The following is a 22,884-nucleotide window of genomic DNA, read 5'->3' on the forward strand; positions in this document are numbered from 1 at the left end:
CCGTCGTGTCGTCCGTCCTCTTCTTCATCCCTGTTCAGGAGCGCTTCAGCATGTCCAAGTCCAAGCCGATCATGATCATCTCCGGGGTCGCCCTGGCCGCCGTCCTCGCCGGGGTCGTCTCGTTCACCGCGGGCGCGCCCGACTCCGGCGGCTCGTCCGGTTCCTCGGCCGCCGAGGTCTCCGCCGAGCCCGGCGGCCCCGTCTACCCCGAGCTGGAGGCCTACGCCCGCCGCGACGCCGCCGACAAGCTGGCCATGGGGCGGGCCGACGCGCCCGTGGTGCTCATCGAGTACGCCGACTTCAAGTGCGGCTACTGCGGGAAGTTCGCCCGGGACACCGAGCCCGAGCTGGTGAAGAAGTACGTCGACAACGGCACCCTGCGCATCGAGTGGCGGAACTTCCCGATCTTCGGCGAGGAGTCGGAGGCGGCGGCCCGGGCGTCGTGGGCGGCGGGGCAGCAGGGCCGGTTCTGGGAGTTCCACAAGGCCGCGTACGCGGACGGCGCCAAGGAGAAGGGCTTCGGCAAGGACCGCCTGAACGCCCTCGCCGAGGAGGCCGGGGTCCCCGACCTCGCGCGGTTCGCGAAGGACACGGACGGCGCGGCGGCCCGCGCGGCGGTGAGCAAGGACCAGGAGCAGGCGTACTCGCTCGGCGCCACCTCCACCCCGTCGTTCCTGGTCAACGGGCGGCCGATCGCGGGTGCGCAGCCGATGGAGGCCTTCACGGAGGCGATCGAGGCGGCGGCGAAGACGGCGAAGCCGTCCAAGGCCGGCCGATGACCTCGGACATCGGCTATCTGGCCGCGTTCCTGGGCGGCCTCCTCGCGCTCCTCAGCCCGTGCAGCGCCCTGCTGCTCCCGGCCTTCTTCGCGTACTCGATCGACTCGAAGAGCCGGCTGCTCGCCCGTACCGGCATCTTCTACGCCGGCCTCGCGACCACCCTCGTCCCGCTCGGCGCGGCCGGTTCGTTCGCCGGGCGGCTCTTCTACGGCCACCGGGACCTGCTGGTGGCCCTGGGCGGCTGGACGATCATCGCGCTCGGTGTGCTCCAGATCCTCGGGATGGGCTTCGCCTCGCGCCGGATCGCCGAGGTCAGCGGCCGGATCCGGCCCACGACGGCGGTCTCCGTCTACGCCCTCGGCCTGGTCTACGGCCTCGCCGGCTTCTGCGCGGGCCCGATCCTCGGCAGTGTCCTGACGGTGGCGGCGCTGAGCGGCAGCCCGGCGTACGGCGGCCTGCTGCTGGCCGTGTACGCGCTGGGCATGGCGGTGCCGCTGTTCCTGCTCGCGCTGCTCTGGGAGCGGTACGAGCTGGGCCGGCGCCGCTGGCTGCGGGGCCGTACGGTCCGGTTCGGCCGGTTCGAGCTGCACACGACGTCGCTGCTGTCGGGCCTTTTCTTCGTGGCGCTGGGCGCGCTCTTCCTGGCCTTCGACGGCACGACGGCCCTGCCCGGGCTGCTGTCGGTGGACGACTCGTTCGCGGTGGAGGAGCGGGTGGCCTCGGTGGGCCGTTCGGTGCCGGACTGGGCGCTGCTCGTGGCGGTGGTGGCCGTGGTCGCGGTGGTGCTGGCGGTGCGCGGGTGGCGCGGGCGGCGGGGCCGGGAGGCCTGAGGGGCGGGGGTACGGGATGAGGCTCGTACCCCCGTCGTCGTACGTCCGCGCGTACACGAAGAAGGCCCCGTTCTTTCGAACGGGGCCTTCTCTTTGTGGCTGGGGCCGGGGTCGAACCGGCGACCTATCGCTTTTCAGGCGATCGCTCGTACCAACTGAGCTACCCAGCCACGAAGCCGTTTCCAGCTTCAGCGACTCTGACGGGACTTGAACCCGCGACCTCCACCTTGACAGGGTGGCGAGCTAACCAACTGCTCCACAGAGCCAAGCTTGTGCGCGATCACTAGTCTCGCACACGGTACTGCGTGCCCCCAACGGGATTCGAACCCGTGCTACCGCCTTGAAAGGGCGGCGTCCTGGGCCACTAGACGATGAGGGCTAGAGGCTCACCTGCGCGCTTCGCAGCGCGTCGGGGACGTGAGAAGCATATGGGATGGCGGCCGCTATCGCCAAAACGGTTTCACCTGGGGGGACAATGGCCGGGTGCTGGAGATGACGCGCGAGGAGTTCGAGGAGCTTGTCGCCGAGGCCCTGGACCGGATTCCGCCGGAGCTGACGCGACTGATGGACAACGTCGCGGTGTTCGTGGAGGACGAACCCGCGTCGGACGACCCGGAGCTGCTCGGGCTGTACGAGGGGACTCCGCTGACGGACCGGGGCGAGTGGTACGCGGGGGTGCTGCCGGACCGGATCACGATCTACCGGGGGCCGACGCTGCGGATGTGCGAGTCGCGGGAGGACGTGGTCGCCGAGACCGAGATCACCGTCGTCCACGAGATCGCCCACCACTTCGGCATCGACGACGAGCGGCTGCACGCACTGGGCTACGGCTGACGGGAGGCCCCGACCCGGGGCCGGTCGCGGGCAGGTGGTCGCCATGGGGGCGTGTCCCTTGTGGTGCAAAGGGAGTTGGGTAGCGAAACGCGGTCTTCCGCCCGCTGTTCCCGCCCTTTGTGTCCTGGAGGTGCCCTCCGTGCGCCATTTGCCCACCCGTGTGAGATGGGCCGCGACCGCGTTGGCGGTGGCGGCCTGTGCCGGTCTGAGCGGCTGCATGAGCGTGAGTGACGAGGGCGCGAAGCCGGCGCCCAGCAAGTCCGCGGGAAAGCAGGGCGAGGCGGCCGAGTCCGGCGGGAGCGCCGGGGTCTCGGGCCGGTACGGCGGAACCGGCCGGGACGCGTCCGGGAAGAGCGGCCCCGACGCGGCCGGCGCGGGGACGGAGTCGCCGGTGCCGAGCGGCTCGCCGACGGCCTCGGGGCAGCCCCCCGTGGAGGCGCCGACGGGCGGGGTCTCGGGCGGCAGGCCGAAGCCGGGCGGGCAGGAGCCCGGCGGGCCGGGCGGCGGCGCGGGCGAGCCGACCGCGCCGGGTGGCGAGGTCACGCCACCGGTGGACCCGCCGGAGCCGACGCCCGAGCCGACCGTGGAGCCGAGCCCGAGCCCCACTCCGCAGCCGACGCCCGACCCGACCGACTCGCCGACCGCGACGCCTGGCGCGGACACCCACATGGGTGCCATGCGGGCCGCCGACGGCCCCGGGGCGCCGGTGGAGCCGGAGGCATCACCGCAGGTCGGACCGGCGTGAGGGCCGGTGTGACGCAGTCCGGTTTGCCATAGGTGGGGGAGGGTGCGTATGGTGGTAGATCGTTTGATCCCATTGCCCGGCGCCGACACAGAAGAGCGCCGCGTGGCGCGTACTCTCCCTAGCCGTGGCTGGACCGCATTGAGGCGGTCGAATTGCGAATTTCACGGAGTTGACGGGCGCGTGCCGAGACTCCGGAAGGTTTCGCATTTCGCATGTCCATTTTCAGTCCTGACCACGCCGTCATGCCCGAGAACGACGAGATCAACGACGAGATCGTCGAGGCCGTAGAGGCCACCGAGATCGTCGAGACCGTCGAGGCGGACGGCACCACCGAGGCCGACGAGGCCTCGGAGCCCACCGAGCCCACCATCACCTTCGCCGACCTGGGCCTGCCCGAGGGCGTCGTGCGCAAGCTCGCGCAGAACGGTGTGACCACCCCCTTCCCGATCCAGGCGGCGACCATCCCGGACGCCCTGGCCGGCAAGGACATCCTCGGCCGCGGCCGTACCGGCTCCGGCAAGACCCTCTCCTTCGGTCTGCCGACCCTGGCGCAGCTGGCCGGCGGCCACACCGAGAAGAAGAAGCCCCGCGCGGTCATCCTCACCCCGACCCGTGAGCTCGCGATGCAGGTCGCGGACGCCCTTCAGCCGTACGGCGACGTGCTCGGCCTGAAGATCAAGGTCGTCTGCGGCGGTACGTCGATGGGCAACCAGATCTACGCCCTGGAGCGCGGCGTCGACATCCTCGTCGCCACCCCGGGCCGACTGCGCGACATCATCAACCGTGGCGCCTGCTCCCTGGAGAACGTCCAGGTCGCCGTCCTCGACGAGGCCGACCAGATGTCCGACCTGGGCTTCCTGCCCGAGGTCACCGAGCTGCTCGACCAGGTTCCCGAGGGCGGCCAGCGCATGCTCTTCTCCGCCACCATGGAGAACGAGATCGGCACGCTGGTCAAGCGCTACCTGAACAACCCGGTCAGCCACGAGGTCGACAGCGCCCAGGGCAACGTCACGACCATGTCCCACCACGTCCTCGTCGTGAAGCCGAAGGACAAGGCGCCGGTCACGGCCGCCATCGCCGCCCGCAAGGGCCGCACGATCATCTTCGTCCGCACCCAGCTGGGCGCCGACCGCATCGCCGAGCAGCTCGTCGAGGCCGGCGTGAAGGCCGACGCGCTGCACGGCGGCATGACGCAGGGTGCCCGTACCCGCGTCCTCGCCGACTTCAAGGACGGTTACGTCAACGCGCTGGTCGCCACCGACGTCGCCGCCCGCGGTATCCACGTCGACGGCATCGACCTGGTCCTGAACGTGGACCCGGCCGGTGACCACAAGGACTACCTGCACCGCTCGGGCCGTACCGCCCGTGCCGGCCGCTCCGGTGTCGTGGTCTCCCTCGCGCTGCCGCACCAGCGCCGTCAGATCTTCCGCCTGATGGAGGACGCGGGCGTCGACGCCTCGCGCCACATCGTGGGCGGGGCCGGGGCGTTCGACCCGGAGGTCGCCGAGATCACCGGTGCGCGTTCGCTCACCGAGGTCCAGGCCGACTCCGCGAACAACGCGGCCAAGCAGGCCGAGCGCGAGGTCGCCGACCTCACCAAGCAGCTGGAGCGTCTGACGCGCCGCGCCGCCGAGCTCCGCGAGGAGGCCGACCGTCTGGTCGCCCGTTCCGCGCGCGAGCGTGGCGAGGACCCGGAGGCCGCGGTCGCCGAGGTGACGGAGGCCGCCGAGGCCGAGGTCGCCGCGGCCGTCGTCGCCGCCGAGCCGGCCCAGGAGCGCCGCGAGGAGCGCACCCCGGCGTTCCGCGACGAGCGGGGCAACTACGAGCGCCGTGACCGCGGCGGCGATCGTGGCGGCTTCCGCCGTGACGACAACCGTGGTGGCGACCGTGGCGGCTTCCGCCGCGACGACAACCGTGGTGGTGGCTTCCGTCGTGACAACGACCGTCCGTCGGGTGGCTTCCGCCGCGACGACCGTCGTGACGACAACCGTGGTGGCGGCTTCCGCCGCGACGACCGTCCGTCGGGCGGCTTCAACCGCGACGACAACCGTGGCGGTGGCTTCCGTCGTGACAACGACCGTCCGTCGGGCGGCTTCCGCCGCGACGACCGTCGTGACGACAACCGTGGCAGTGGCTTCCGCCGCGACGACCGTCCGTCGGGTGGCTTCAACCGTGACGACCGTCCGTCCGGCGGCTTCAACCGCGACGACCGTTCGTCGGGTGGCTTCCGCCGGGACAACGACCGTCGTGACGACAACCGTGGTGGCGGCTTCCGCCGCGACGACCGCCCGACCGGCGGCCACCGCGGCAGCGACCGTCCGTTCAACCGCGACCGCCGCGACGACCGCCCCTCGGGCGGCTTCCGCTCGGGCGGCGACCGCCCGTACGGCCGCCGCGACGACCACCGCGGCGGCGACCACCGCGGCACCGGCTCGACGGGCGGCTCCTTCGGCCGCCGCGACGAGAAGCCGCGCTGGAAGCGCAACGGCTGACCTGGCGTCACCCGCTGACCGCTGAACACTGAGCAGGGCCCGTACGACACTTCGGTGACGTACGGGCCCTGCTTCGTTGAACGGGTTCGAAAGTGGTGGTGGTCGGGTGGGAATCCCGGCTGCTCGGTGTCGGTCGCGGCTGTTACTGTCGGCGCTGTCGACATGGGTGGGAAGCGTCGGCCAGGGGGCCCGGCGAAGTGGTGTTCCGCCCTGTTTCCTCATCTTCAGGTTTCCCGGGGAGGGACCCTCTTGGCACGCTCTTCACGCGCGCGTGATCGTCGCGCGCGTACGGCCGTCGTGGCCGCCGCGCTCGTCGCCTCGGTGGTCGGCGCGATGCCGGCCGGCGCCGTACCGAACGCCGCGCCGAACGCCGTACCGGCGGCTCTGCCCGCCGCCGTTCCGCCCGGCGACCAGCTGGACATCACGCCCAACTGGCGGACCGTCCCGCGGCACGCGATTGTCAAGGCGGTCAGCGGCAACGGCTATGTGCACGAGACCGAGGACTCCGACGAGAGCTTCGGCGGCGAGCTTTCCTGGACCGACTTCTCGACCGGGCAGACCGTGTCCCTCGGGTACGGCTCCGGCAACCCGGCGTTCGCCGAGACCGGTGTCGGTGGGCGGTACGCGTACGTCCAGCGTGGGGCGGGCATTCACTACCTCCGCGATCTGGTCGCGGGCACCGAGCAGCCGCTGGACCTGCCGCGCGACGCGAGTCTGCGGGGGCTGCTCGGCGACACCCTGCTCTTCCAGCAGTACGCGTCGGAGAACGAGACGCAGACGACCACGGGCTACTACCTGCGCCGTGTCGGGGACGCGACCGGGACCAAGATCCCCGTCACCGGGTTCCCCGAGGGCGCCAACGTGCACATGGCGCGGCTCGTCGCGGGTGACGACAGCGCCGCCGTGATCCGCTTCAGCAGGACCGCCGACGCGTACGACCTCACCGACCTCGGCGTCGTCGACCTGCGGACCGGGCAGATGACGGTGATCGCCGCGCCCACCTCCGCCGGGGAGAGCATCCTCGTCGCGCCGGTGGCCCTGAGCGCCGACCGGATCGCGTGGGTCGACCGGGACCGCCAGGTGCACATCCGGGAGCGATCCGCCCTGAACGGTGCCGAGCGGACGTTCGCGCTGCCCGAGGGGCTGAGCACCGCCCGTATCGGTCTGGTCGGGGATTGGGTCCTCGCCGTCGGCGAGGCCTCCGGCACGGACGCCGCGCTGCAGCGGCGCCTGGTCGCGCTCTCCCCCGACGGGCTGCAGGCGCAGACGCTCCTGGAGAAGGCCGAGCCCGAGCTCCATCAGATCGTCGGTGGGGCGGGTGCCGCGGTTGTCGGTGGGTCTTCCGCCGCCGACTGGTTCCTGCTGAAGGTCGTCCCCGGCAAGGGTGGCGGTGCTCCGGTCCTCGAGAAGCTTCGCCGTGTCGAGCCGCTGGCGACGGCGGTGCAGTCGCTCGCCCTCGGTGCGGGCCGGCTCTCGACCCTGGAGCAGGACGGTCAGCGGGGCCGGGGCTTCTTCGCGCGGACCCTGCCGGTCGGCCCGATGCACACCGGCCAGTCGGAGCCCGTTTCGGTCGGGTCCGAGGAGCGGCTGGAGAACACGACCCCGCTGTTCGACTCCGGTGACGGCCGTACGGTCCACCTGGCCCGCGGCTTCGACGGCATGGAGGTCGTCGGGCGGCGCTCCGCCAAGGAGTCCACCCGCGCCGCCACCGGCAAGAACACCGGCTGGCTCGCCGACGCCTCCGGCCGCTGGGCGGTCTTCCAGAGCGGACGGCCGAGCATCCCCGGCAACCTCGTCGCGGACGGGGAGACCCTCGTCGTCGACCTGGACGCCGCGCCCGGCGCGCAGCCGGTCGTCCGCCGGCAGGCGCAGACTGCGGCGGCCCTGCGTGGCGACACGCTGTTCGCCGGTACGGCCACGGTGGGCCAGGTGTCCCGTACGGACCTGGTCACGGGCAAGGACCTCGGCACGGTCGCGACCGGCGCCGACTGCGCGCCGACGGAGCTTCAGACGGCGGGGCGTTGGCTGTACTGGTCCTGCGCCGGGTTCTCCAAGCAGGGCGTGGTCGACCTTCAGAAGGGCACGAAGGTCGCGCTGCCGAAGGGCTCGTACAACGGCGGTCTGCTGGGAGACGGCTTCGTCGTGGACCAGGGCTCGGGCTCGTACCTCCGGCTGATCGACTTCCACACGGGCACGGCCGCCGCGGCGCGCACGCTCGTGGACTCCGCGCCCGTCCAGGGCGCGCGCCGGGAGGCGTGGGCGGTGGACCGCTTCGGCGGGGCCGTGGCGTACAAGGACGCGGAGAACCGGATCCACGCGGTCTGGACGAGCGTCACCACCTCCGACCTGACGGCGACGGCGACGAACGTCCCGGCGGCCGCGCGGGCGACGGACGGCTGGAAGGCGTCCTGGTCGCTGTCGAAGCCGGCGTCGTACTGGCAGCTGACGCTGCGCCGGAAGGTGAACGGCGCGGTGGTCCGTACGTACGACGGTGGTGAGACGCGCGGCCGGATCGCGGTCGGCTGGGACGGCAAGGACGCGGCGGGCCGGCTGGTCACCAACGGCACGTTCACGTGGACGCTGACCGCCAACACGGCCGACGGCGAGGGCCTCGACCTGTCCGCCTCGGGGACGGTCTCCGTGACCGGCGGCAGGGTGGTGCCGTGGCGCGACATCGCCGGCAACGACGCCTTCGGCGACCTGCTGGTGATGGACCAGGCGGGTCTGGTGTCGCTCTACCGGGGCAACGGCTCGGGCGGCCTGGCCGCGCGGACCAACGGCACGGGCGGCAAGCTCCCGAACACGGCGCTCCTGGTGCCGGTCGGGGACATGACCGGTGACGGTTGCAACGACACGTACGGGCGGGTCGGCGACGAGCTGCGCGGGTACCGGACGGGTTGCGGGGCGATCGTCTCGGACTCCTCGGCGTACACGCTGCTCGGCAGGGGCTGGGGTCAGTACGACGTGCTGACGTCGCCGGGTGATGTGAACGGTGACGGTTGGAAGGACCTGATCGCGCGCCAGACGTCGACCGGTGACATGTACTTCTACCCGGGTACGGAGGGCACCGCTCTGGGCGCTCGGGTGAGGATCGGCACGAACTGGAAGCTCTACAAGAAGATCGTGGGCGCCGGTGACCTGAACGGTGACGGGCGCGGCGATCTGCTCGGCGTGGACGCGGCGGGTGTGCTGTGGCGCTACTACGGCACGGCGAACGGTGGTGTGACGGCCCGTGTGAAGGTTGGCGGCGGCTGGGGGGTCTACTCCTCCCTAGTGGGTGTCGGCGACATCACGGGCGACGGTCGCGGGGAGCTCCTCGCCCGGGACACCACGGGCAAGCTCTGGCGCTACACCAACCTGGGCAACGGCGGCTACGCGGGCCGCGTCATGATCGGCAGCGGCGGCTGGAACGGCTTCAAGGCCCTGTACTGACGCATCCCACCTCCTGGGCCCACGGGCCCGGGGGGACGCCGGGTGGGGAGACCGGGCCGTGTCGGATACCCGATCGGTTCCTGGGAGCGATACGGCTATGCTCGGGGGTGTTGTGCCGAGGGCCATTAGCTCAATTGGCAGAGCAGCGGACTTTTAATCCGTTGGTTGTCGGTTCGAGTCCGACATGGCCTACGTGTGGCGGGCGAGGGAACACCCTCCTACCCGTCGGGAGCGCCTCGACCGTTTTCGCCGGTCGGGGCGCTTCGACGTTGGCAGTTGGGTGGGGTGGCACGTAGTTTTCGGGGCATGAGTGCCCCGCCCATACGTGAGACCGAGCATGTCGCAGACCCTCAGGTCGCGGACCTGCTTCCGGGGCCGCGGAGGGGCGGGGAAGGCCCCGGGCGGGCGCTCGGCTCCGGGTCGGTGCGTGGGGGTGGCACCGCGCTTCTGTGTTTTCTCGTGTGCTTCGCGCTGGGGTTGCAGTCGTGGACGGCGCTGCGGGTGACCGGGTTCGATCTGGGGATCTTCGATCAGGCCGTGCGGGCGTACGCGCATTTCGAGCTGCCCCGGTCGCCGATCAAGAGCGTCCACCATGAATTCCCGCCGGACTTCACGCTCCTGGGTGACCACTTCACCCCGCTCCTTGCCCTGCTGGCCCCGCTCTACTGGGTCTGGGACGACCCGCGCTCGCTGATCCTCGCCCAGGCCCTGCTGTTCGCGGTGGGCGTGCCCGTCGTGCGCCGGATCGCGCGGCACTGCTTCGCCGGCGCCGCCCCCGCCGTCGCCCGCCGGGCGGCCGACGTGAGCGGGCTCGGGTACGCGCTGGGCTGGCCGCTCCTGAACTCCTCGTACACCGGCTTCCACGAGGTCGCCTTCGCCGTACCGATCACGCTCCTCATGCTGGAGCGGGGCCTCGCCCGGCGCTACGGAGGTGCGGCCCTGTGGGCGGTGGCGCTGTGTCTGGTGAAGGAGGACATGGGGCTTGTGGTCGGGGCGTTCGGGCTCGTCCTTGCCGTGCGGGCGCACCGGGACCGGCGGGCGAGCGGTCGGGCGGTCGGCCGGGCGGTCGGGATCGCGCTGCTCCTCGGCGGGCCGCTCGTCGTCGGCCTGGTCGTCGGCTGGTTTCTGCCTGCGATGGGCAGCCCGCCCGGCTACTACTGGAGCTACGGCCGCCTCGGCGCCGACGGTGGCGAGGCCCTGCTGACCGTACTGACCGAGCCGTGGGTCCTGGCGGAGGTCGCGTTCACGCCGTCCGTCAAGGTGCTGATGCTCGCGTGGATCCTGGGGACGCTCGCCTTCCTGCCGCTCGGGTCACCGACGCTGCTGCTCGCGGTGCCCCTGCTCGCGGAGCGCATGCTCTCCGACAACCCGAACCACTGGCCGGTGGTCAATCACTACGACGCCTTCCTCTGGCCGATTCTGCTCACGGCAGCCTTGGAAACCCTTGGGCGGTTGCACGGGCGGAAGTGGGGCGTCCGGCTGTCCGTCGGCGCTGTCACGTTGAGTACCGCCGCCGCCCTCGTCGCCGGCCTCGGCCTGCCCTTCAACCCGGGTTCCTGGCAGCCCCGCCCCGACAAGCGCGCGCTCGCCCGTGCGGCCGAACTCATCCCGGACGGCGCGACCGTGGAGGCCGACAACACCGTGGCCCCGCGCCTGACGTCCCGTACACACGTCGTCCTCGTCGACGCCACGCCACGCGGTGCCGACTGGGTCCTCCTCCGCGTCAACGACCGCACTTTCCCCTTCGCCTCGCTCGACGAGCAGCGCCGGCGGATCGACCTGCTGCTCGACCACGGGTACGAGCAGGTACGGAACGAGGACGGCGCCGTCCTCCTGCACCGCGTCCGGAACGTCCCGATCCCCGGCATGCGCGTACCCGGCCCGGACAGTACGCCCGTGCGGGAGCAGGTGCCGTCCGACGTGGGGCGTAATCCCTTCCTGCGCTAGGCGGTGTGCGGGGAGTCGGTCAGCCAGGTGCCGTCGCGCATCAGGTCGCGCCCCCGGATCTCGTTCGCCTCGCACCACGCCTGGACGCGGTGCGGCGTGATGCGGAACCAGCGGTACGGGGTTTCCAGGTCACGGCGCGGGTCGAAGCCCGTGCGATCCGCGAACCGGTCGCCCCGCTCCTGGGAGAGCGCGTCCATCGCGAAGACCTCGACCTCGCCGTCGATCATCGTGACGTCGCGGGTGCCGCCGAGTGCCAGTCGGGCGGCCCGGGTCGCGGCCAGGTTCCGGCCCGTCGGGCTGTCCGCCGGGGTGGCCACGAGCAGGGCCTCGCCGTCCCAGTCGAAGGAGAGCGGCACCAGGTAGGGCGCGCCGTCCGCCGAGGCGCTCGCCACCCAGACGTCCACGTCGTGGGTGAGGCGGTACTCGGTGTCGCGGCGCCGCTCGGCGCGGGAGCGGGGAGGCGTGGGAGGGGTGGACATGGGTGCTCCTGAATCGAGTTGGCTTGCCTTGTGGTCACAGCTTCCACGCCGGCCCCTGGCGTGCGCTTCCGTGCTGAACACCCAACGCCCACCGACGCGCTACGGATAATGACGCCGTGACCACTCCCGAGATATCGCCCCGGGAAGCCGACGTGCTCGCGCTGCTCGGCGAGCACCTCAGCAACGCGGAGATCGCCGCCCGGCTGTTCCTCTCCGTTCGCACCGTCGAGTCGCACGTCTCCTCGATGCTGCGGAAGCTGGAGGTGCCGGACCGGCGGGCGCTCGCCCGGCACGCGATCGCCCTCGCCGACGCCCGCGCCGGCGAAGGCGCTTCTCGTACCGTGCCCGCTCCCCTTCCCGCCCCGCTGACCGCATTCATCGGGCGGGTGCGTGAGCGGCGGGAGTTGGCCGAGGCCGTGCGGGCGCATCGGCAGGTGACCGCCGTCGGCCCTGGCGGTGTGGGCAAGACGCGGCTCGCGCTGGCGGTCGCGGCGGACGTGGCCGACGAGTTCGCGGACGGGGTGTGGTTCGTCGACCTCGTCCCGGTCACCGAGGAGAAGCGGGTCGGGGCGGCGGTCGCCGCTGCCCTCGGCGTGGGCGAGCAGCCCGGCGGCGGGATCGACGACGCCGTGCTCGCCGCCCTCGCGGACCGGCAGGCGCTGCTCGTCCTCGACAACTGCGAGCAGATACGGGACGGGGGCGTCGCTCCCTTCCTGGAACGGCTGTTGACCGCCTGCCCCCGCGTGCGCGTCCTCGTGACGAGCCGGGCCCGGCTGCTCGTGCCCTTCGAACGCGCCTTCCCCGTACCGCCGTTGTCCCGTGCCGGTGCCGACGAGTCGGACGCCGTGGCCCTGTTCCTCGACCGTGCGGGGGCCGTCGGCGCGGCCGCCGTCGTGGGGGTGCTGACGGATCCGGCGGTACGCGCCCGGGTCGTCGCCCTCTGCGAACGGCTCGACGGCATGGCGCTCGCGATCGAGCTCGCCGCCGCCCGCTGCGCCACGCTCGGGCTCGACGGCCTCACGGCCGGCCTCTCCCAGCAGCTGCGCCTCCTCGCCGGCGGCCCCCGCGCCACCGACCGGCACCGCTCGGTACGGGCGGTCCTCGACTGGAGCCACGACCTGCTGGAGCCCGCGGACCGGGCGCTGCTGCGCCGCGTGTCGGTCTTCGTCGTGCCGTTCACGGCCGAGGCCGCCACCGAGGTCGGCGGGTTCGCCCCGCTCGCACCCGTCGATGTCGCCGACGGCCTCGGCCGGCTCGCCGAGCAGAGCCTGCTCGCGGTGGTCCCGTCCGAGACCGGTACGCGGTACCAGGCCCTGGAGACGATCCGCCAGTACGGTACGGAGCGCCTCGCCGCCGCCGACGAGCTGGACGCCGTCCGCACCCGGCATGTGCGCTGGTGCCTGGCCCGCGCGGCGGAGTTGGTGGAGCCGGTGGAACCCGACGGCGAGCGCGCGGTCCGCGCCGACTGGCGCGCCCGGTTCGACGCCGTGGCCGACGACCTCCGCGCCGCCCTCACCTGGTCCGCCGAAGCCGAAGCCGACGCCGAAGCCGACGCCGAAGCCCACGCCGAAGCCGAAGCCGAAGCCGACGACCTCCGCGCCGCCCTCACCTGGTCCGCCGAAGCCGAAGCCGAAGCCGACGCCGACCCCGACGCCGAAGCCGACGCCGACGCCGAAGCCCTCGCCCACGCCGACCGCCCCGACCGGCGCGCCGACGCCCACCGGCTCGCCCTCTCCCTTGCCGGGGCCGCCTTCACCCGCACCCTGCTCGGCGAGGCCCAGCAGCGGTACGAGCAGGCCGCCGCGCTGGCGGGCGATCCCTCGCCAGCGATCGACGCCCTGCGGCAGGCCGCCGCCGTCGCCGGGTGTCGCAGGCTCGGCGACGACATGCTCCGCCTGCACCGCGCCGCCGCCGAGGCCGCCTGCCGCGCCGGGGACACCGCCGGGGCCGGTCGCGACCTGGCGGCCGCCGCCACCGTCGCGTACCGCTTCTCCAGCGAGTTCACCCTCGTCCCGCCCGCCGACGACGTGGCCGCTCTCCTCAAGGAGGCCGGCGAGCTGGCCGGTGACGACCCGGCTGCCGAGGCGGCCGTCGCGCTCGCCGAGGCGGCCGTGCTCGCGGACGCGTTCGGCGCGGTCCAGGGCGGCACCGACAACACGGCGTCGGAGACGGTCGCGCGCGCCGAACGGGCCGTGGCGCTCGCCCGCCGCACGGGCGACCCTGTCGCGGAGTCCGCCGCCCTCGACGCGCTCTCGGGCGCCCAGTGCTGGGCCGGGGAGCCGTTCGCCTCCGCCGCGGCCGCCCGGCGCCGCATCGACCTCCTCGCCGGGAACCCCCGTACACACGAAACCCCCGCCCGTACCCACGAACTCATGGACGCCCTCGCCATGGCCGCCGGCACCGCCCTCGGCGTGGGCGACCTCCCGGCCGCCCGCCGCTGGGGCGCACAGCTCGCCGGCCACCCGCTCCTGGCCGAGGTGGGCCATCACGCCACGTCCTGGCTCCTGGTCGCGGACGCGTTCGCCGGCCACGGCGACGACGTGCTCACCGGCAGCGCGCGGTTCTTGGACGCCTGGGAGCAGAGCGGTCGCCGCCGCTCCTTCTCCCTCGGCCCCGCCGCCGCGTCGGTCGCCCTGGTCCACGGCCTGCGCGGCGACCACGACGCCCGGGCGCAGTGGCTCGCGATCGTCGACCGGGCGGGTACGGGGGACGAGTACCGCCACGGCTACGGCGCGGTCCTCGACGCCCAGCTCCTGCTCCACCGGGGCGACCCGGACGCGGCCCTCGAACGGGTCGCGCCCGAGCCGGAGCGGGTGTGGAAGTGGGTCTCCTGGATCTGGCTGCACTGGTACGTGACGCTCCGCGCCGAGGCCTCGGCGCTCTCCGGTCACCGGGACGCCCGCGCCCGGGTGACCGCCGCCCGTACGACCGTCGCGGGGAACCCGGTCGCCTCCGCCCACGTCGACCGGACCGAGGCGCTGCTCGACGGGGACGTACCGCGGCAGCTCGCGGCCGCCGCCGCGTTCGAGACGGCCGGCTGCCGCTACCAGTCGGCCCGCACCCTCCTCCTCGCGGGCGGCGACCACGCCGTGGCCGGTACGGCCGCGCTCGCCGCCCTCGGTCTCGGAGGCTGAACCGGGCGGACAGATCTCAGATGCCAAGCGCCTCCAGCCGCTCCGGGTCCGCGATGATGTCGATCTGCGTGATGTGGTCGCCGACGATCGTGAAGGCCATGAGCCCGACTGCCCGGCCGTCCACGTACGAGACGACGCCCGGCGCGCCGTTGACCAGCACCTCCCGGTACTCGCGGCGGAAGCGCGCGAAGGTGAGCGCCTGGTTGACGACCGCCTCGGCACCGCGCACCAGCTTCGAGAGCCCCGCGAGCGCCTTGCCGCCGTCCGCCCGCAGCAGCACGTCCGGGTCCAGGACCGCGAGCAGGCCCTCGAAGTCACCGCCCTGCGAGGCCGCCATGAACGCGTCGACCACCTCGCGCTGGCGCGTGATGTCCGGCGCCGGGCCGGGCGCCACGCCCTGGACCCGACGGCGCGCCCGGCTGGCGAGCTGGCGCGTCGCGGCCGGTGTGCGGTCCACGATCGGGGCTATCTCGTCGAAGGACACCGCGAACATGTCGTGCAGGACGAAGGCCAGCCGCTCGGCCGGGCCCAGCGTGTCCAGGACCACGAGCAGCGCCAGGCCGACCGAGTCGGTGAGCAGCGCCTCCTCCTCGGGGTCGATCGCGCCGCCGTCCGCTCCGCGCACGAGCGGATCGGGCACGTAGTACTCCAGCGGGTCCTCGCGGCGCGAGGCGCGCGAGCGCAGCATGTCCAGGCAGACCCGGCCGACGACGGTGGTGAGCCAGCCGCTGAGGTTCCGTACGTCGCTGATGTCGGAGCGGCTGAGCTTGAACCACGCCTCCTGGACGGCGTCCTCGGCCTCGCTCAGCGAGCCGAGCATCCGGTAGGCGACCGCCTTGAGGTGGGTGCGGTCGGCATCGAAGCGCGCGGCCAGGAGGGCCTTGTCGTCGTCCATCGGTGCGTCTCCCTCGTTCGTCCGTACTGGTTGGAATTGCCGCGTGCCTTCTCTATGTATGACGGTCGGCGTCCCCGTGATGTGACAGCTCGCGACCCTGAAGAAGCCCTGAAGAGACCCCGACAGGACCCCGACGAGCCCCCGAAGAGGCCCTGAGGAAGCCCCGACGAGACCTCGACGAGGCCCTGAGGAAGCCCCCGAAACGTCCGCTGCGTGAGATCCCCTGTCGTCCCCCGCCCCACGCCCGGATTTCCCCGGCGGAGCGGTCGCACCGCCGGGATTTGCCACTTCAGCGCCGTGATCTTCGACCGTAGATTTTCACGCATGACGACAACCGCGCAGGTCAACGCCGTACTTCGTACCCCGCCCGCCTCTCCCCAGGCCGCGGCCGCGTACTTCTCCGCCAGCCTCGCCTTCCACGCCGACGTCTCCGACGTCGCGAGCGCCGTCGCCGCCGGCGGCGACCTCGGCTTCGTGGTCCTCGACTCCCGCTCGACCGCGTCCTGGGACCAGGGCCACGTCCCCGGCGCGATCCACCTGCCGACCGCGCTCATCGCCGAGCAGGCCGAGCAGCTGCTCGACAAGTCCGTCCCCGTGGTCACGTACTGCTGGGGCCCCGGCTGCAACGGCGCCACCCGCGCCGCGCTCGCCCTCGCCCAGCTGGGATACCAGGTGAAGGAGATGCTCGGCGGTTTCGAGTACTGGGTCCGGGAGGGCTTCCCGTACGAGACGTGGGAGGGGCCCGAGAAGAAGGACGCGGACCCGCTCACCGCCCCGGTCGACGCCGAGGACTGCGGCTGCTGAGAGGGCGGCCGGGAAACGGATTAGGGGATCGGCTCACCATGCCGTAAGGTCATATTCACCGACGCGGGGTGGAGCAGCTCGGTAGCTCGCTGGGCTCATAACCCAGAGGTCGCAGGTTCAAATCCTGTCCCCGCTACTCAGTAGCAACGAAGGCCCGGATCCAGTCACTGGATCCGGGCCTTCGTCGTGTCCGACTCGCTTCCCGCTTCCGCCGTCCGCCCTCCACCTCCGCCTTCTGTCCGACTTGACCTTTACGTAACGTCAAGATTTAGCGTTCTCGGTATGGAGTGGTCGATCCAAGAGATCGCCAAGAAGGCGGGCACCACCAGCCGCACCCTCCGGCACTACGGAGAGCTCGGGCTGCTGGAACCCAGCCGGATCGGCGTCAACGGTTACCGGTACTACGACCAGGCGGCGCTCGTGCGGCTGCAGCGCGTGCTGCTCCTGCGCGAGCTGGGGCTCTCGCTGCCCGCCATCGCCGAGGTCCTCGAAGGCGAGCGGGACACGTCCGCCGCGCTGCGGACCCATCTCCTCCTGCTGGAACAGGAGCGGGAGCGGATCGGTCGGCAGATCGCGGCCGTGCGGACCACTCTCCACAAGACCGAGAAAGGGGAAGAGCTCATGGCCGAGGAAGTGTTCGACGGCTTCGATCACACGCGGTACGAGGAGGAGGTCAGCCGGCGCTGGGGCCGTGACGCGTACGAGAAGGGCGACCGCTGGTGGCGCTCGCTCAGCGCCGAGGAGAAGCAGGAGTTCATGGACCGGCAGGCCGGGATCGCCCGCGACTTCGGCGCGGCGGCGCGGCGTGGCCTGGCGGCCGACAGCGACGAGGTCCAGGCGATCGCGCGGCGCCACGTCGAGTGGCTGTCGATCACGACGACTCCGTCGAAGGAGTACGTGACCGGCCTCGGCCAGATGTACGTGGACGACCCGCGCTTCACCGTCAACTACGACCAGCACGGCGAGGGCACCGCCGTTCTCGTACGGGACGCGATGAGGGTCTACGCGGAGCGGAATCTGTAGCGCCTGCTGTGCGGTCCGTGACCCCGCGTCCCCCACATGGCCGAGCGGGGGTCGCAGAGCGGCGCGGCTCCCGCCACCCTGGGGAGGGCGCGGTACCGTCCGTCGCCGCGCCGTGTACGGACCGGGCAGGAGAGCACAGGTGGGGCAGGGCCAGGGGCAGGGGCAGGAACGAGGGCCGGACCGGGGGCAGGGACGGGCTGAACGGCAGGTGGACGGGCTGCGCGATCAGGGCCTGGGGAACGGGCGGGCGAACGGCGGGGCGAACGGACGGGATCGGGGACGGGGGCAGGGACGGGCTCGGGGACGGGCGAACGGACGGACTCACGGGCAGGCGTCCGGCCGGGCGAACGGACCGATGGACGGCTCGCGCAACGGCCTCTCCCCGCGCGCCCCGCGCCGGCGGGCCGAGCGGGCCCGGCGCTTCATCCGGGCCCTGCCGCCGCTGGTGATCCTCGGCGGGATCGTCTTCGACCTGGCCACCCCCGCCGCGTACACCGCCTCCCCGATGTTCTCCGCCGCGCCGCTCATCGCCGCCCCGTTCTTCTCCATGCTGACGACGCTGCTCACCGGCATCGCCGCCGTCCTCGCCGGCATCGGCCTGCACGTCTACAACGGCACCGCCGACGACATCCCCGCCCTCACCGAGACGCTGACCGTCGTCACCGTCTCCGCCCTCGCCCTGCTGATCAACCGGGTCGTGCGGCGCAGCGGCGAGCGGCTCGCCTCGGCGCGGGTGATCGCGGAGACCGCGCAGAAGGCCGTGCTGCCGACGCCCGCCGAGCGGATCGGCGGGCTCCAGGTCGCGGCCCGCTACGAGGCCGCGCAGGCGGACGCGTTCATCGGCGGGGACCTGTTCGCCGTCCAGGACACGCCGTTCGGGGTACGGCTCGTGGTCGGGGACGTGCGCGGCAAGGGGCTCGACGCGGTCGAGGCGGTCGCCGTCGTGATCGGCGCCTTCCGGGAGGCGGCCGAGCAGGAGGCCTCGCTGGAGGGGGTCGCCCAGCGCCTCGAACGGGCGCTGGCCCGCGAGGGCACCCGCCGCTCCGGGCTCGACGCCTTCGAGGGGTTCACCACGGCCGTCCTGGCGGAGATCCCGCGCGGGGGCGGGCGGGTACGGGTCGTGAACCGGGGCCACCCCGAGCCGCTGCTGCTGTACGCGGACGGGGGCCTGACCCACCTGGAGCCGACCGAGCCCGCGCTGCCGCTCGGCATGGGCGAGCTGGCTGCCTGGCCGGACCGGGCCGACGAGGCCCCGTACCCGCCGGGCGCCACGCTGCTCCTCTACACCGACGGGCTCTCCGAGGCGCGCGACGCCTCGGGGGCCTTCTACGAACCGGCCGAGCGGCTCGTCGGGAGGATCTTCCCGGGGCCGGAGGAGATGCTCGACGCGCTCGTCGACGACGTCCGCCGGTACACGGGCGGGGGCTCCACCGACGACATGGCGCTGCTCGCCGTGAGCCGGCCGGGAGCGGGGCAGCCGGAGCGGCGCCGGACGATGCCCGTGGTGCCGTGACGTACCTCGTTCCGCATGTGGTGACCTTGTGTAGTGGAGGTGTACCGCTCCGATAACAATTGACGAACCATCAGTTCCGGGGTGGCGGTAAGACTCCGTACTGAAGCGGGATCAAATCGGGCTGTACCAGCTCAATCTCGTGAATGATCAACCGGAACGGCTTGGAATCCGGCCCTCGTGTCTATTAACGTTCGATAACGCAGCGCGGTCGTCCCAGCCGTCGCAAGAGACGGCACCGTGCGCGTGCGCCGAATCCTGAAAGGGAACCGGGGAACCACTACTTGGGGTGAATCGGGCACCTCCGCATCCGTGCGGAACCGCCCGTAGGAGACCTTCCTGCTCCGAACCCGTCAGCTAACCCGGTAGGCGAGAAGGAAGGAAAGGAGCACGCCTCCGTGGCGTCCAACAGCCCTGCCCCCGACGGTCTTTCCGATGGGTTCAACGCGTTCGGCGCCCGTGGCGCCGCCGGGACGGACGACGACGCGACGACGCTGGGGGAGTGGAACCCGACCGAGGACTCCCTGCGCCAGCAGGCCCGTTCGGGCGGCCGCCACCGCGTCGTGAAGCAGCGCTCCGGCTTCGCCCGCTCCTCCACCGTCCTCGGCGTCGGTGTCATCGCGGCCGTCGGCGCGGGCGGCATGGCGACCGCCAAGGAGAAGCCCCCGGTCTCGATATCGCTGCCCGACCTCAACCTGCCGGACGCCTCCGAGCTGCCCGGTGTCGGCGAGTTCATCTCCGACGGCGGTTCGGACTCCGGTACGACCAACCCGCAGCCGCTCACGGCCACCCTCGCCCTGCCGGCCGACGGCGTCGAGAAGGCCGGAAGCGGCCAGTCCGCCTCCGCCTCGACCGCCGACGCCGGCGAGGCGCTGCGCGCCCGCATCCTGCAGCAGGCCGAGCAGCAGCAGGCCTCCGCCGACGCCGCCGAGAAGGCCGCTGCGGAGAAGGCCGCCGCCGAGAAGGCCGCCCTTGAGGCCGCCGCCAAGGCGGACCAGGCCGAGAAGGAAGCGGCCGCGGCGAAGAAGAAGGCCGAGGAGGAGGCTGCGGCGAAGGCCGAGGCGGAGCGCCTCGCGAAGCTCGCCGCGAGCTACTCGCTGCCGACGTCCTCGTACACGATCACCTCCACGTACGGCCAGTCCGGCTCCATGTGGTCCTCCGGCCAGCACACGGGCCTCGACTTCGCGGCGCCGACCGGCACGCCGGTCAAGGCCGTGCACGGCGGCACCATCAAGTCGGCCGGCTGGTCCGGCTCGTACGGCTACCGGATCGTCCTCGAACTCGAGGACGGTACGGAGATCTGGTACGCGCACCTGTCCTCGATGACCGCGAGCGTCGGCCAGACCGTGGGCACCGGCGACACGATCGGGCGCGTGGGCGCGACCGGCAACGTGACCGGCCCGCACCTCCACCTGGAGGTCCACACCGCGGGCGGCTCGGGCATCGACCCGGCGGCCTGGCTGGGCAACAAGGGCCTCTCGGTCTAAGGGCTTCCCGGTCCAAGGGCCTCGCGGCCCAACGGCCTCTCGGTCCGAGGGCCCGGCGGCCCAACGGCCTCGCGGTCCGAGGACCTCCCGAGCCCTCACGACTCCGGCAGCCCTGGCGTAACCCCCCCCACGTCAGGGCTGCCGGAATACCCGTACCCGGGGCGGTCGTTGTACCGTCCCATGACCTCACTGCGCCCACTGGGCACTTCCGAACTGAACGTCTTCCCCCTCGCGCTCGGCGGCAACGTCTTCGGCTGGTCCTCCAGCGAGGAGCAGTCCTTCGCGGTCCTCGACGCCTACACGGCCGCCGGCGGCAACTTCGTCGACACCGCGGACATGTACTCCGCCTGGGCCGAGGGCAATCAGGGCGGCGAGTCCGAGACGGTCATCGGCAAGTGGCTGGCCTCGCGCGGCAATCGCTCCGAGGTCGTCATCGCCACGAAGGTCGGCGCGCACCCCCGGTACAAGGGCCTCGCCGCGACCACGATCAAGGGCGCGGTGGAGGAGTCGCTCCGCCGGCTCGGGACCGACTACATCGACCTGTACTACTCGCACTTCGACGACCCGACCGTCCCGGTCGAGGAGATCGTCACCGCCCTCGACCAGCTGGTGAAGGAGGGCAAGGTGCGGGCCGTCGCCGCCTCCAACATCGCGCCCGACCGGCTCCAGGCCTCCCTCGACTTCGCCGAGACCGAGGGCCTCGCCCGTTACGTCGCCCTGCAGCCGCACTACAACCTGCTCTCGCGCGACACGTACGAGGGCGAACTCCTGGCCACCACCGAGCGCGCCGGGCTCGCCGCCGTCCCGTACTTCGCGCTGGCGTCCGGCTTCCTCACGGGCAAGTACCGCGCCGGGAAGACCGTCGAGAGCGTCCGCGCCGAGGGCGCCGCCGAGCACGCGAAGACCGAGCGGGGCCGGCGGATCCTCGCCGCGCTCGACACCGTGGCCGAGGCGCACGGAGCGGAGGTCGCCACCGTCGCCCTGGCCTGGCTCGCCTCCCGCCCGACCGTCGTCGCCCCGATCGCCTCGGCCCGCACGGTCGAACAGCTCCCGGCCCTGGTGGCGGTGGCCGACCTCCGCCTGACCGATGCGGAGCTCACGCTCCTGACGGAGGCCTCGGAGCCGGACGCCGTCTGAGGACCGGAGCTCCTAGCTCTGGTACGGGTTGTAGCCGCCGTAGTCGAGGTACTGCGGCGGCGCCCACACCCGGCCCGTCGCCCGCGCCGCGTACGTGAGCGCGGGCGAGGCGACCGGCTTGCGCTGCCAGAGGTGGTGGAGCAGCTCCTGCTCGCGCGCCGTGAAGTCGGGGACCTGCGCGCCCCGCTGGGCGCGGTGGCGCAGGAAGGCGAGGGTCGTCGCGAACGCCTCGTACTCGCCGACGGCCGTGGCCGCGGCAGCGCCGTACGTACGGCGGGCGAAGTCGCGGGCGACCGAGCGGGCCCGCATCGAAGAGAGCGCGAGCGGCTCGGCCGGTGAGAGCCAGCCGGCCGCCGCGTACGCCGGGAGCTGCCCGGATATCGTGCGCAGCTCACGCTGCCTGCTCCATATCGCGAGCCAGGTCAGCAGGCCGAAGGCGGGCACCATGAACATGCCGTAGACGAGGATGAAGCCCAGCGGCCCGAGGATCGTCGCGGAGCCGTTCCACAGGGCGTGCATGAGCATGGCGAGGAGCAGTCCGGCGAGCGGCAGCAGGACCCGGCGGGTCCGCAGGAACTTCCGCCGGGAGGTGGCCAGGGCTGCGAAGGCGAAGCCGAGGCCGGTGAAGACCGTGAAGAGCGGATGCGCGAACGGCGACATCACGATCCGTACGAAGAAGGTGCCCGCGGTCATGGAGCCGAGGCCGCCGGAGCCGAGGTCCTGGTCCTCGCCGAAGGCGTTGCCGAGATAGAGGATGTTCTCGGTGAAGGCGAAGCCGGTGGCGGTGAAGCCCGCGACGACGACTCCGTCGACGAGACCGGTGAAGTGCCGTCGGCGGAAGAGGAAGATCAGCAGGATCGCCGCGGCCTTGGCGCTCTCCTCCACGACCGGGGCGACGACCGTGGCGCCCCAGGACTCGGCGGAGGCGGGGTCGGCGGTGGCGGTCGCGATCCAGCGGACCGCGAAGGAGTTGGCGAGGATCGCGACGAGCGTCGCGGCGCACGCGCCCCACGCGAAGGCGAAGATCAGGTTCTTCCACGGGCCCGGCTCGACCCGGTCGAGCCAGCGGAAGGCGGCCATCAACAGCGGTACGGGCAGGACCGCGAGGCCGAGGCCGACGAGGAAGCCTTCGGTGCCGGTCTGTTCCCGGACGATCGCGAGGATCACGAGCGCGCAGAGCGCGAGCACGGTGATCACGGCGACGGCCCGGACCACCTTGCTGCGCCAGAAGGCGCGACGAGGCCTGTAGCGCCACTGGGCGCGGTCCGGAACGGCCGTGAAGGCCGGCTCCTCGGTGTCCCGGGTGGGGACGGGAACATGGTTCGACACGTGATCGACCCTAACGAGGAGGACTGA

General features: G+C 72.5%; 16 protein-coding genes, 5 tRNA genes and 1 riboswitch. Of the genes, 15 read left to right on the plus strand and 6 right to left on the minus strand.

The genetic code is table 11. The features are described from left to right. Positions 1–50: 50 nt before the first annotated feature. Both AB0F56_RS30815 and AB0F56_RS30820 read left to right on the plus strand, forming a co-directional pair. Entirely contained in the window at positions 51–779 is a 729-nt protein-coding gene (locus tag AB0F56_RS30815; protein WP_362015545.1) for a thioredoxin domain-containing protein, read from the plus strand. Then, on the plus strand, positions 776–1,609 hold the full coding sequence (locus AB0F56_RS30820; protein WP_362015547.1) for a cytochrome c biogenesis CcdA family protein: 834 nt from the start codon (positions 776–778) through the stop codon (positions 1,607–1,609). Before AB0F56_RS30815 ends, AB0F56_RS30820 begins: the two co-directional genes overlap by 4 nt. Before the next feature lie 96 nt (positions 1,610–1,705). On the opposite strand, the gene AB0F56_RS30825 is transcribed toward AB0F56_RS30820, so the two are convergent. The 3 genes from AB0F56_RS30825 to AB0F56_RS30835 form a co-directional block, all read right to left on the minus strand. Then, a tRNA-Phe gene (locus AB0F56_RS30825) sits at positions 1,706–1,779 on the minus strand. A gap of 22 nt (positions 1,780–1,801) precedes the next feature. After that, a tRNA-Asp gene (locus tag AB0F56_RS30830) sits at positions 1,802–1,875 on the minus strand. A gap of 40 nt (positions 1,876–1,915) precedes the next feature. Continuing rightward, positions 1,916–1,988, minus strand: a tRNA-Glu gene (locus AB0F56_RS30835). 104 nt (positions 1,989–2,092) lie between these two features. On the opposite strand from AB0F56_RS30835, the gene AB0F56_RS30840 reads away from it, so the two are divergent. From AB0F56_RS30840 to AB0F56_RS30865, 6 genes are all read left to right on the plus strand, one after another. Continuing rightward, the gene (locus AB0F56_RS30840; protein ID WP_329422512.1) at positions 2,093–2,443 is read left to right on the plus strand and encodes a metallopeptidase family protein; all 351 of its coding nucleotides are present in this window, start codon (positions 2,093–2,095) and stop codon (positions 2,441–2,443) included. A 217-nt stretch (positions 2,444–2,660) separates the two neighbouring features. Continuing rightward, positions 2,661–3,188 carry a hypothetical protein gene (locus AB0F56_RS30845; RefSeq protein WP_362015550.1) on the plus strand — a complete coding sequence of 176 codons (528 nt, stop codon included), beginning with the start codon at positions 2,661–2,663 and terminating at the stop codon, positions 3,186–3,188. 212 nt (positions 3,189–3,400) lie between these two features. Further along, a complete protein-coding gene (locus tag AB0F56_RS30850; protein ID WP_362015552.1) occupies positions 3,401–5,680 on the plus strand; it encodes a DEAD/DEAH box helicase in 2,280 nt (759 codons plus the stop codon). A 249-nt stretch (positions 5,681–5,929) separates the two neighbouring features. Continuing rightward, a complete protein-coding gene (locus AB0F56_RS30855) occupies positions 5,930–9,112 on the plus strand; it encodes an FG-GAP-like repeat-containing protein (protein ID WP_362015555.1) in 3,183 nt (1,060 codons plus the stop codon). A 119-nt stretch (positions 9,113–9,231) separates the two neighbouring features. Then, positions 9,232–9,304, plus strand: a tRNA-Lys gene (locus AB0F56_RS30860). 267 nt (positions 9,305–9,571) lie between these two features. Continuing rightward, positions 9,572–11,059, plus strand: coding sequence for a DUF2079 domain-containing protein (locus tag AB0F56_RS30865; protein WP_362015558.1), 1,488 nt, complete (start codon positions 9,572–9,574; stop codon positions 11,057–11,059). Here AB0F56_RS30865 and AB0F56_RS30870 read toward each other — a convergent pair. Next, a complete protein-coding gene (locus AB0F56_RS30870; RefSeq protein WP_362015560.1) occupies positions 11,056–11,538 on the minus strand; it encodes a pyridoxamine 5'-phosphate oxidase family protein in 483 nt (160 codons plus the stop codon). The genes AB0F56_RS30865 and AB0F56_RS30870 overlap by 4 nt on opposite strands. A 116-nt stretch (positions 11,539–11,654) precedes the next feature. Here AB0F56_RS30870 and AB0F56_RS30875 point away from each other — a divergent pair, with 116 nt between their 5' ends. Next, positions 11,655–14,672, plus strand: a complete 3,018-nt coding sequence (locus AB0F56_RS30875) for a LuxR C-terminal-related transcriptional regulator (protein ID WP_362015563.1) — start codon at positions 11,655–11,657, stop codon at positions 14,670–14,672. Positions 14,673–14,688: 16 nt separating this feature from the next. Here the strand turns inward: AB0F56_RS30875 and sigJ are convergent, their stop codons facing one another. Continuing rightward, entirely contained in the window at positions 14,689–15,567 is an 879-nt protein-coding gene (gene sigJ, locus AB0F56_RS30880) for an RNA polymerase sigma factor SigJ (RefSeq protein WP_362015566.1), read from the minus strand. 324 nt (positions 15,568–15,891) lie between these two features. Between sigJ and AB0F56_RS30885 the strand changes: the two genes are divergently transcribed. The 6 genes from AB0F56_RS30885 (at position 15,892) to AB0F56_RS30910 (ending at position 21,528) form a co-directional block, all read left to right on the plus strand. After that, a complete protein-coding gene (locus tag AB0F56_RS30885; RefSeq protein WP_362015569.1) occupies positions 15,892–16,371 on the plus strand; it encodes a rhodanese-like domain-containing protein in 480 nt (159 codons plus the stop codon). Between the two features lie 62 nt (positions 16,372–16,433). Then, positions 16,434–16,507 (plus strand) — tRNA-Met (locus tag AB0F56_RS30890). Between the two features lie 146 nt (positions 16,508–16,653). Beyond that, positions 16,654–17,394 (plus strand): TipAS antibiotic-recognition domain-containing protein, encoded by a 741-nt coding sequence (locus AB0F56_RS30895; protein WP_362015572.1) that lies wholly within the window; start codon positions 16,654–16,656, stop codon positions 17,392–17,394. A gap of 355 nt (positions 17,395–17,749) precedes the next feature. Further along, a complete protein-coding gene (locus AB0F56_RS30900; protein WP_362015574.1) occupies positions 17,750–18,907 on the plus strand; it encodes a PP2C family protein-serine/threonine phosphatase in 1,158 nt (385 codons plus the stop codon). A gap of 236 nt (positions 18,908–19,143) precedes the next feature. Continuing rightward, positions 19,144–19,291, plus strand: a riboswitch (cyclic di-AMP (ydaO/yuaA leader). Positions 19,292–19,302: 11 nt separating this feature from the next. Next, positions 19,303–20,391, plus strand: coding sequence for a M23 family metallopeptidase (locus AB0F56_RS30905; RefSeq protein WP_362015577.1), 1,089 nt, complete (start codon positions 19,303–19,305; stop codon positions 20,389–20,391). Positions 20,392–20,571: 180 nt separating this feature from the next. After that, positions 20,572–21,528 carry an aldo/keto reductase gene (locus tag AB0F56_RS30910; RefSeq protein WP_362015580.1) on the plus strand — a complete coding sequence of 319 codons (957 nt, stop codon included), beginning with the start codon at positions 20,572–20,574 and terminating at the stop codon, positions 21,526–21,528. A gap of 12 nt (positions 21,529–21,540) precedes the next feature. Here AB0F56_RS30910 and AB0F56_RS30915 read toward each other — a convergent pair whose 3' ends face one another. Beyond that, a complete protein-coding gene (locus tag AB0F56_RS30915) occupies positions 21,541–22,857 on the minus strand; it encodes a PrsW family intramembrane metalloprotease (protein ID WP_362015583.1) in 1,317 nt (438 codons plus the stop codon). Positions 22,858–22,884 lie beyond the last annotated feature (27 nt).

The sequence above is a fragment of the Streptomyces sp. NPDC026092 genome (assembly GCF_040638605.1).
In the GTDB taxonomy this organism is placed as follows: domain Bacteria; phylum Actinomycetota; class Actinomycetes; order Streptomycetales; family Streptomycetaceae; genus Streptomyces.

Bases quoted from the DNA above. Each gene is read 5' to 3' on its own strand.
- AB0F56_RS30885 (WP_362015569.1), top strand. From the start codon at position 15,892: ATGACGACAACCGCGCAGGTCAACGCCGTACTTCGTACCCCGCCCGCC.
- AB0F56_RS30870 (WP_362015560.1), bottom strand. From the start codon at position 11,538: ATGTCCACCCCTCCCACGCCTCCCCGCTCCCGCGCCGAGCGGCGCCGC.
- AB0F56_RS30895 (WP_362015572.1), top strand. From the start codon at position 16,654: ATGGAGTGGTCGATCCAAGAGATCGCCAAGAAGGCGGGCACCACCAGC.
- sigJ (WP_362015566.1), bottom strand. From the start codon at position 15,567: ATGGACGACGACAAGGCCCTCCTGGCCGCGCGCTTCGATGCCGACCGC.
- AB0F56_RS30850 (WP_362015552.1), top strand. From the start codon at position 3,401: ATGTCCATTTTCAGTCCTGACCACGCCGTCATGCCCGAGAACGACGAG.
- AB0F56_RS30815 (WP_362015545.1), top strand. From the start codon at position 51: ATGTCCAAGTCCAAGCCGATCATGATCATCTCCGGGGTCGCCCTGGCC.
- AB0F56_RS30900 (WP_362015574.1), top strand. From the start codon at position 17,750: ATGGACGGCTCGCGCAACGGCCTCTCCCCGCGCGCCCCGCGCCGGCGG.
- AB0F56_RS30845 (WP_362015550.1), top strand. From the start codon at position 2,661: ATGAGCGTGAGTGACGAGGGCGCGAAGCCGGCGCCCAGCAAGTCCGCG.
- AB0F56_RS30910 (WP_362015580.1), top strand. From the start codon at position 20,572: ATGACCTCACTGCGCCCACTGGGCACTTCCGAACTGAACGTCTTCCCC.
- AB0F56_RS30820 (WP_362015547.1), top strand. From the start codon at position 776: ATGACCTCGGACATCGGCTATCTGGCCGCGTTCCTGGGCGGCCTCCTC.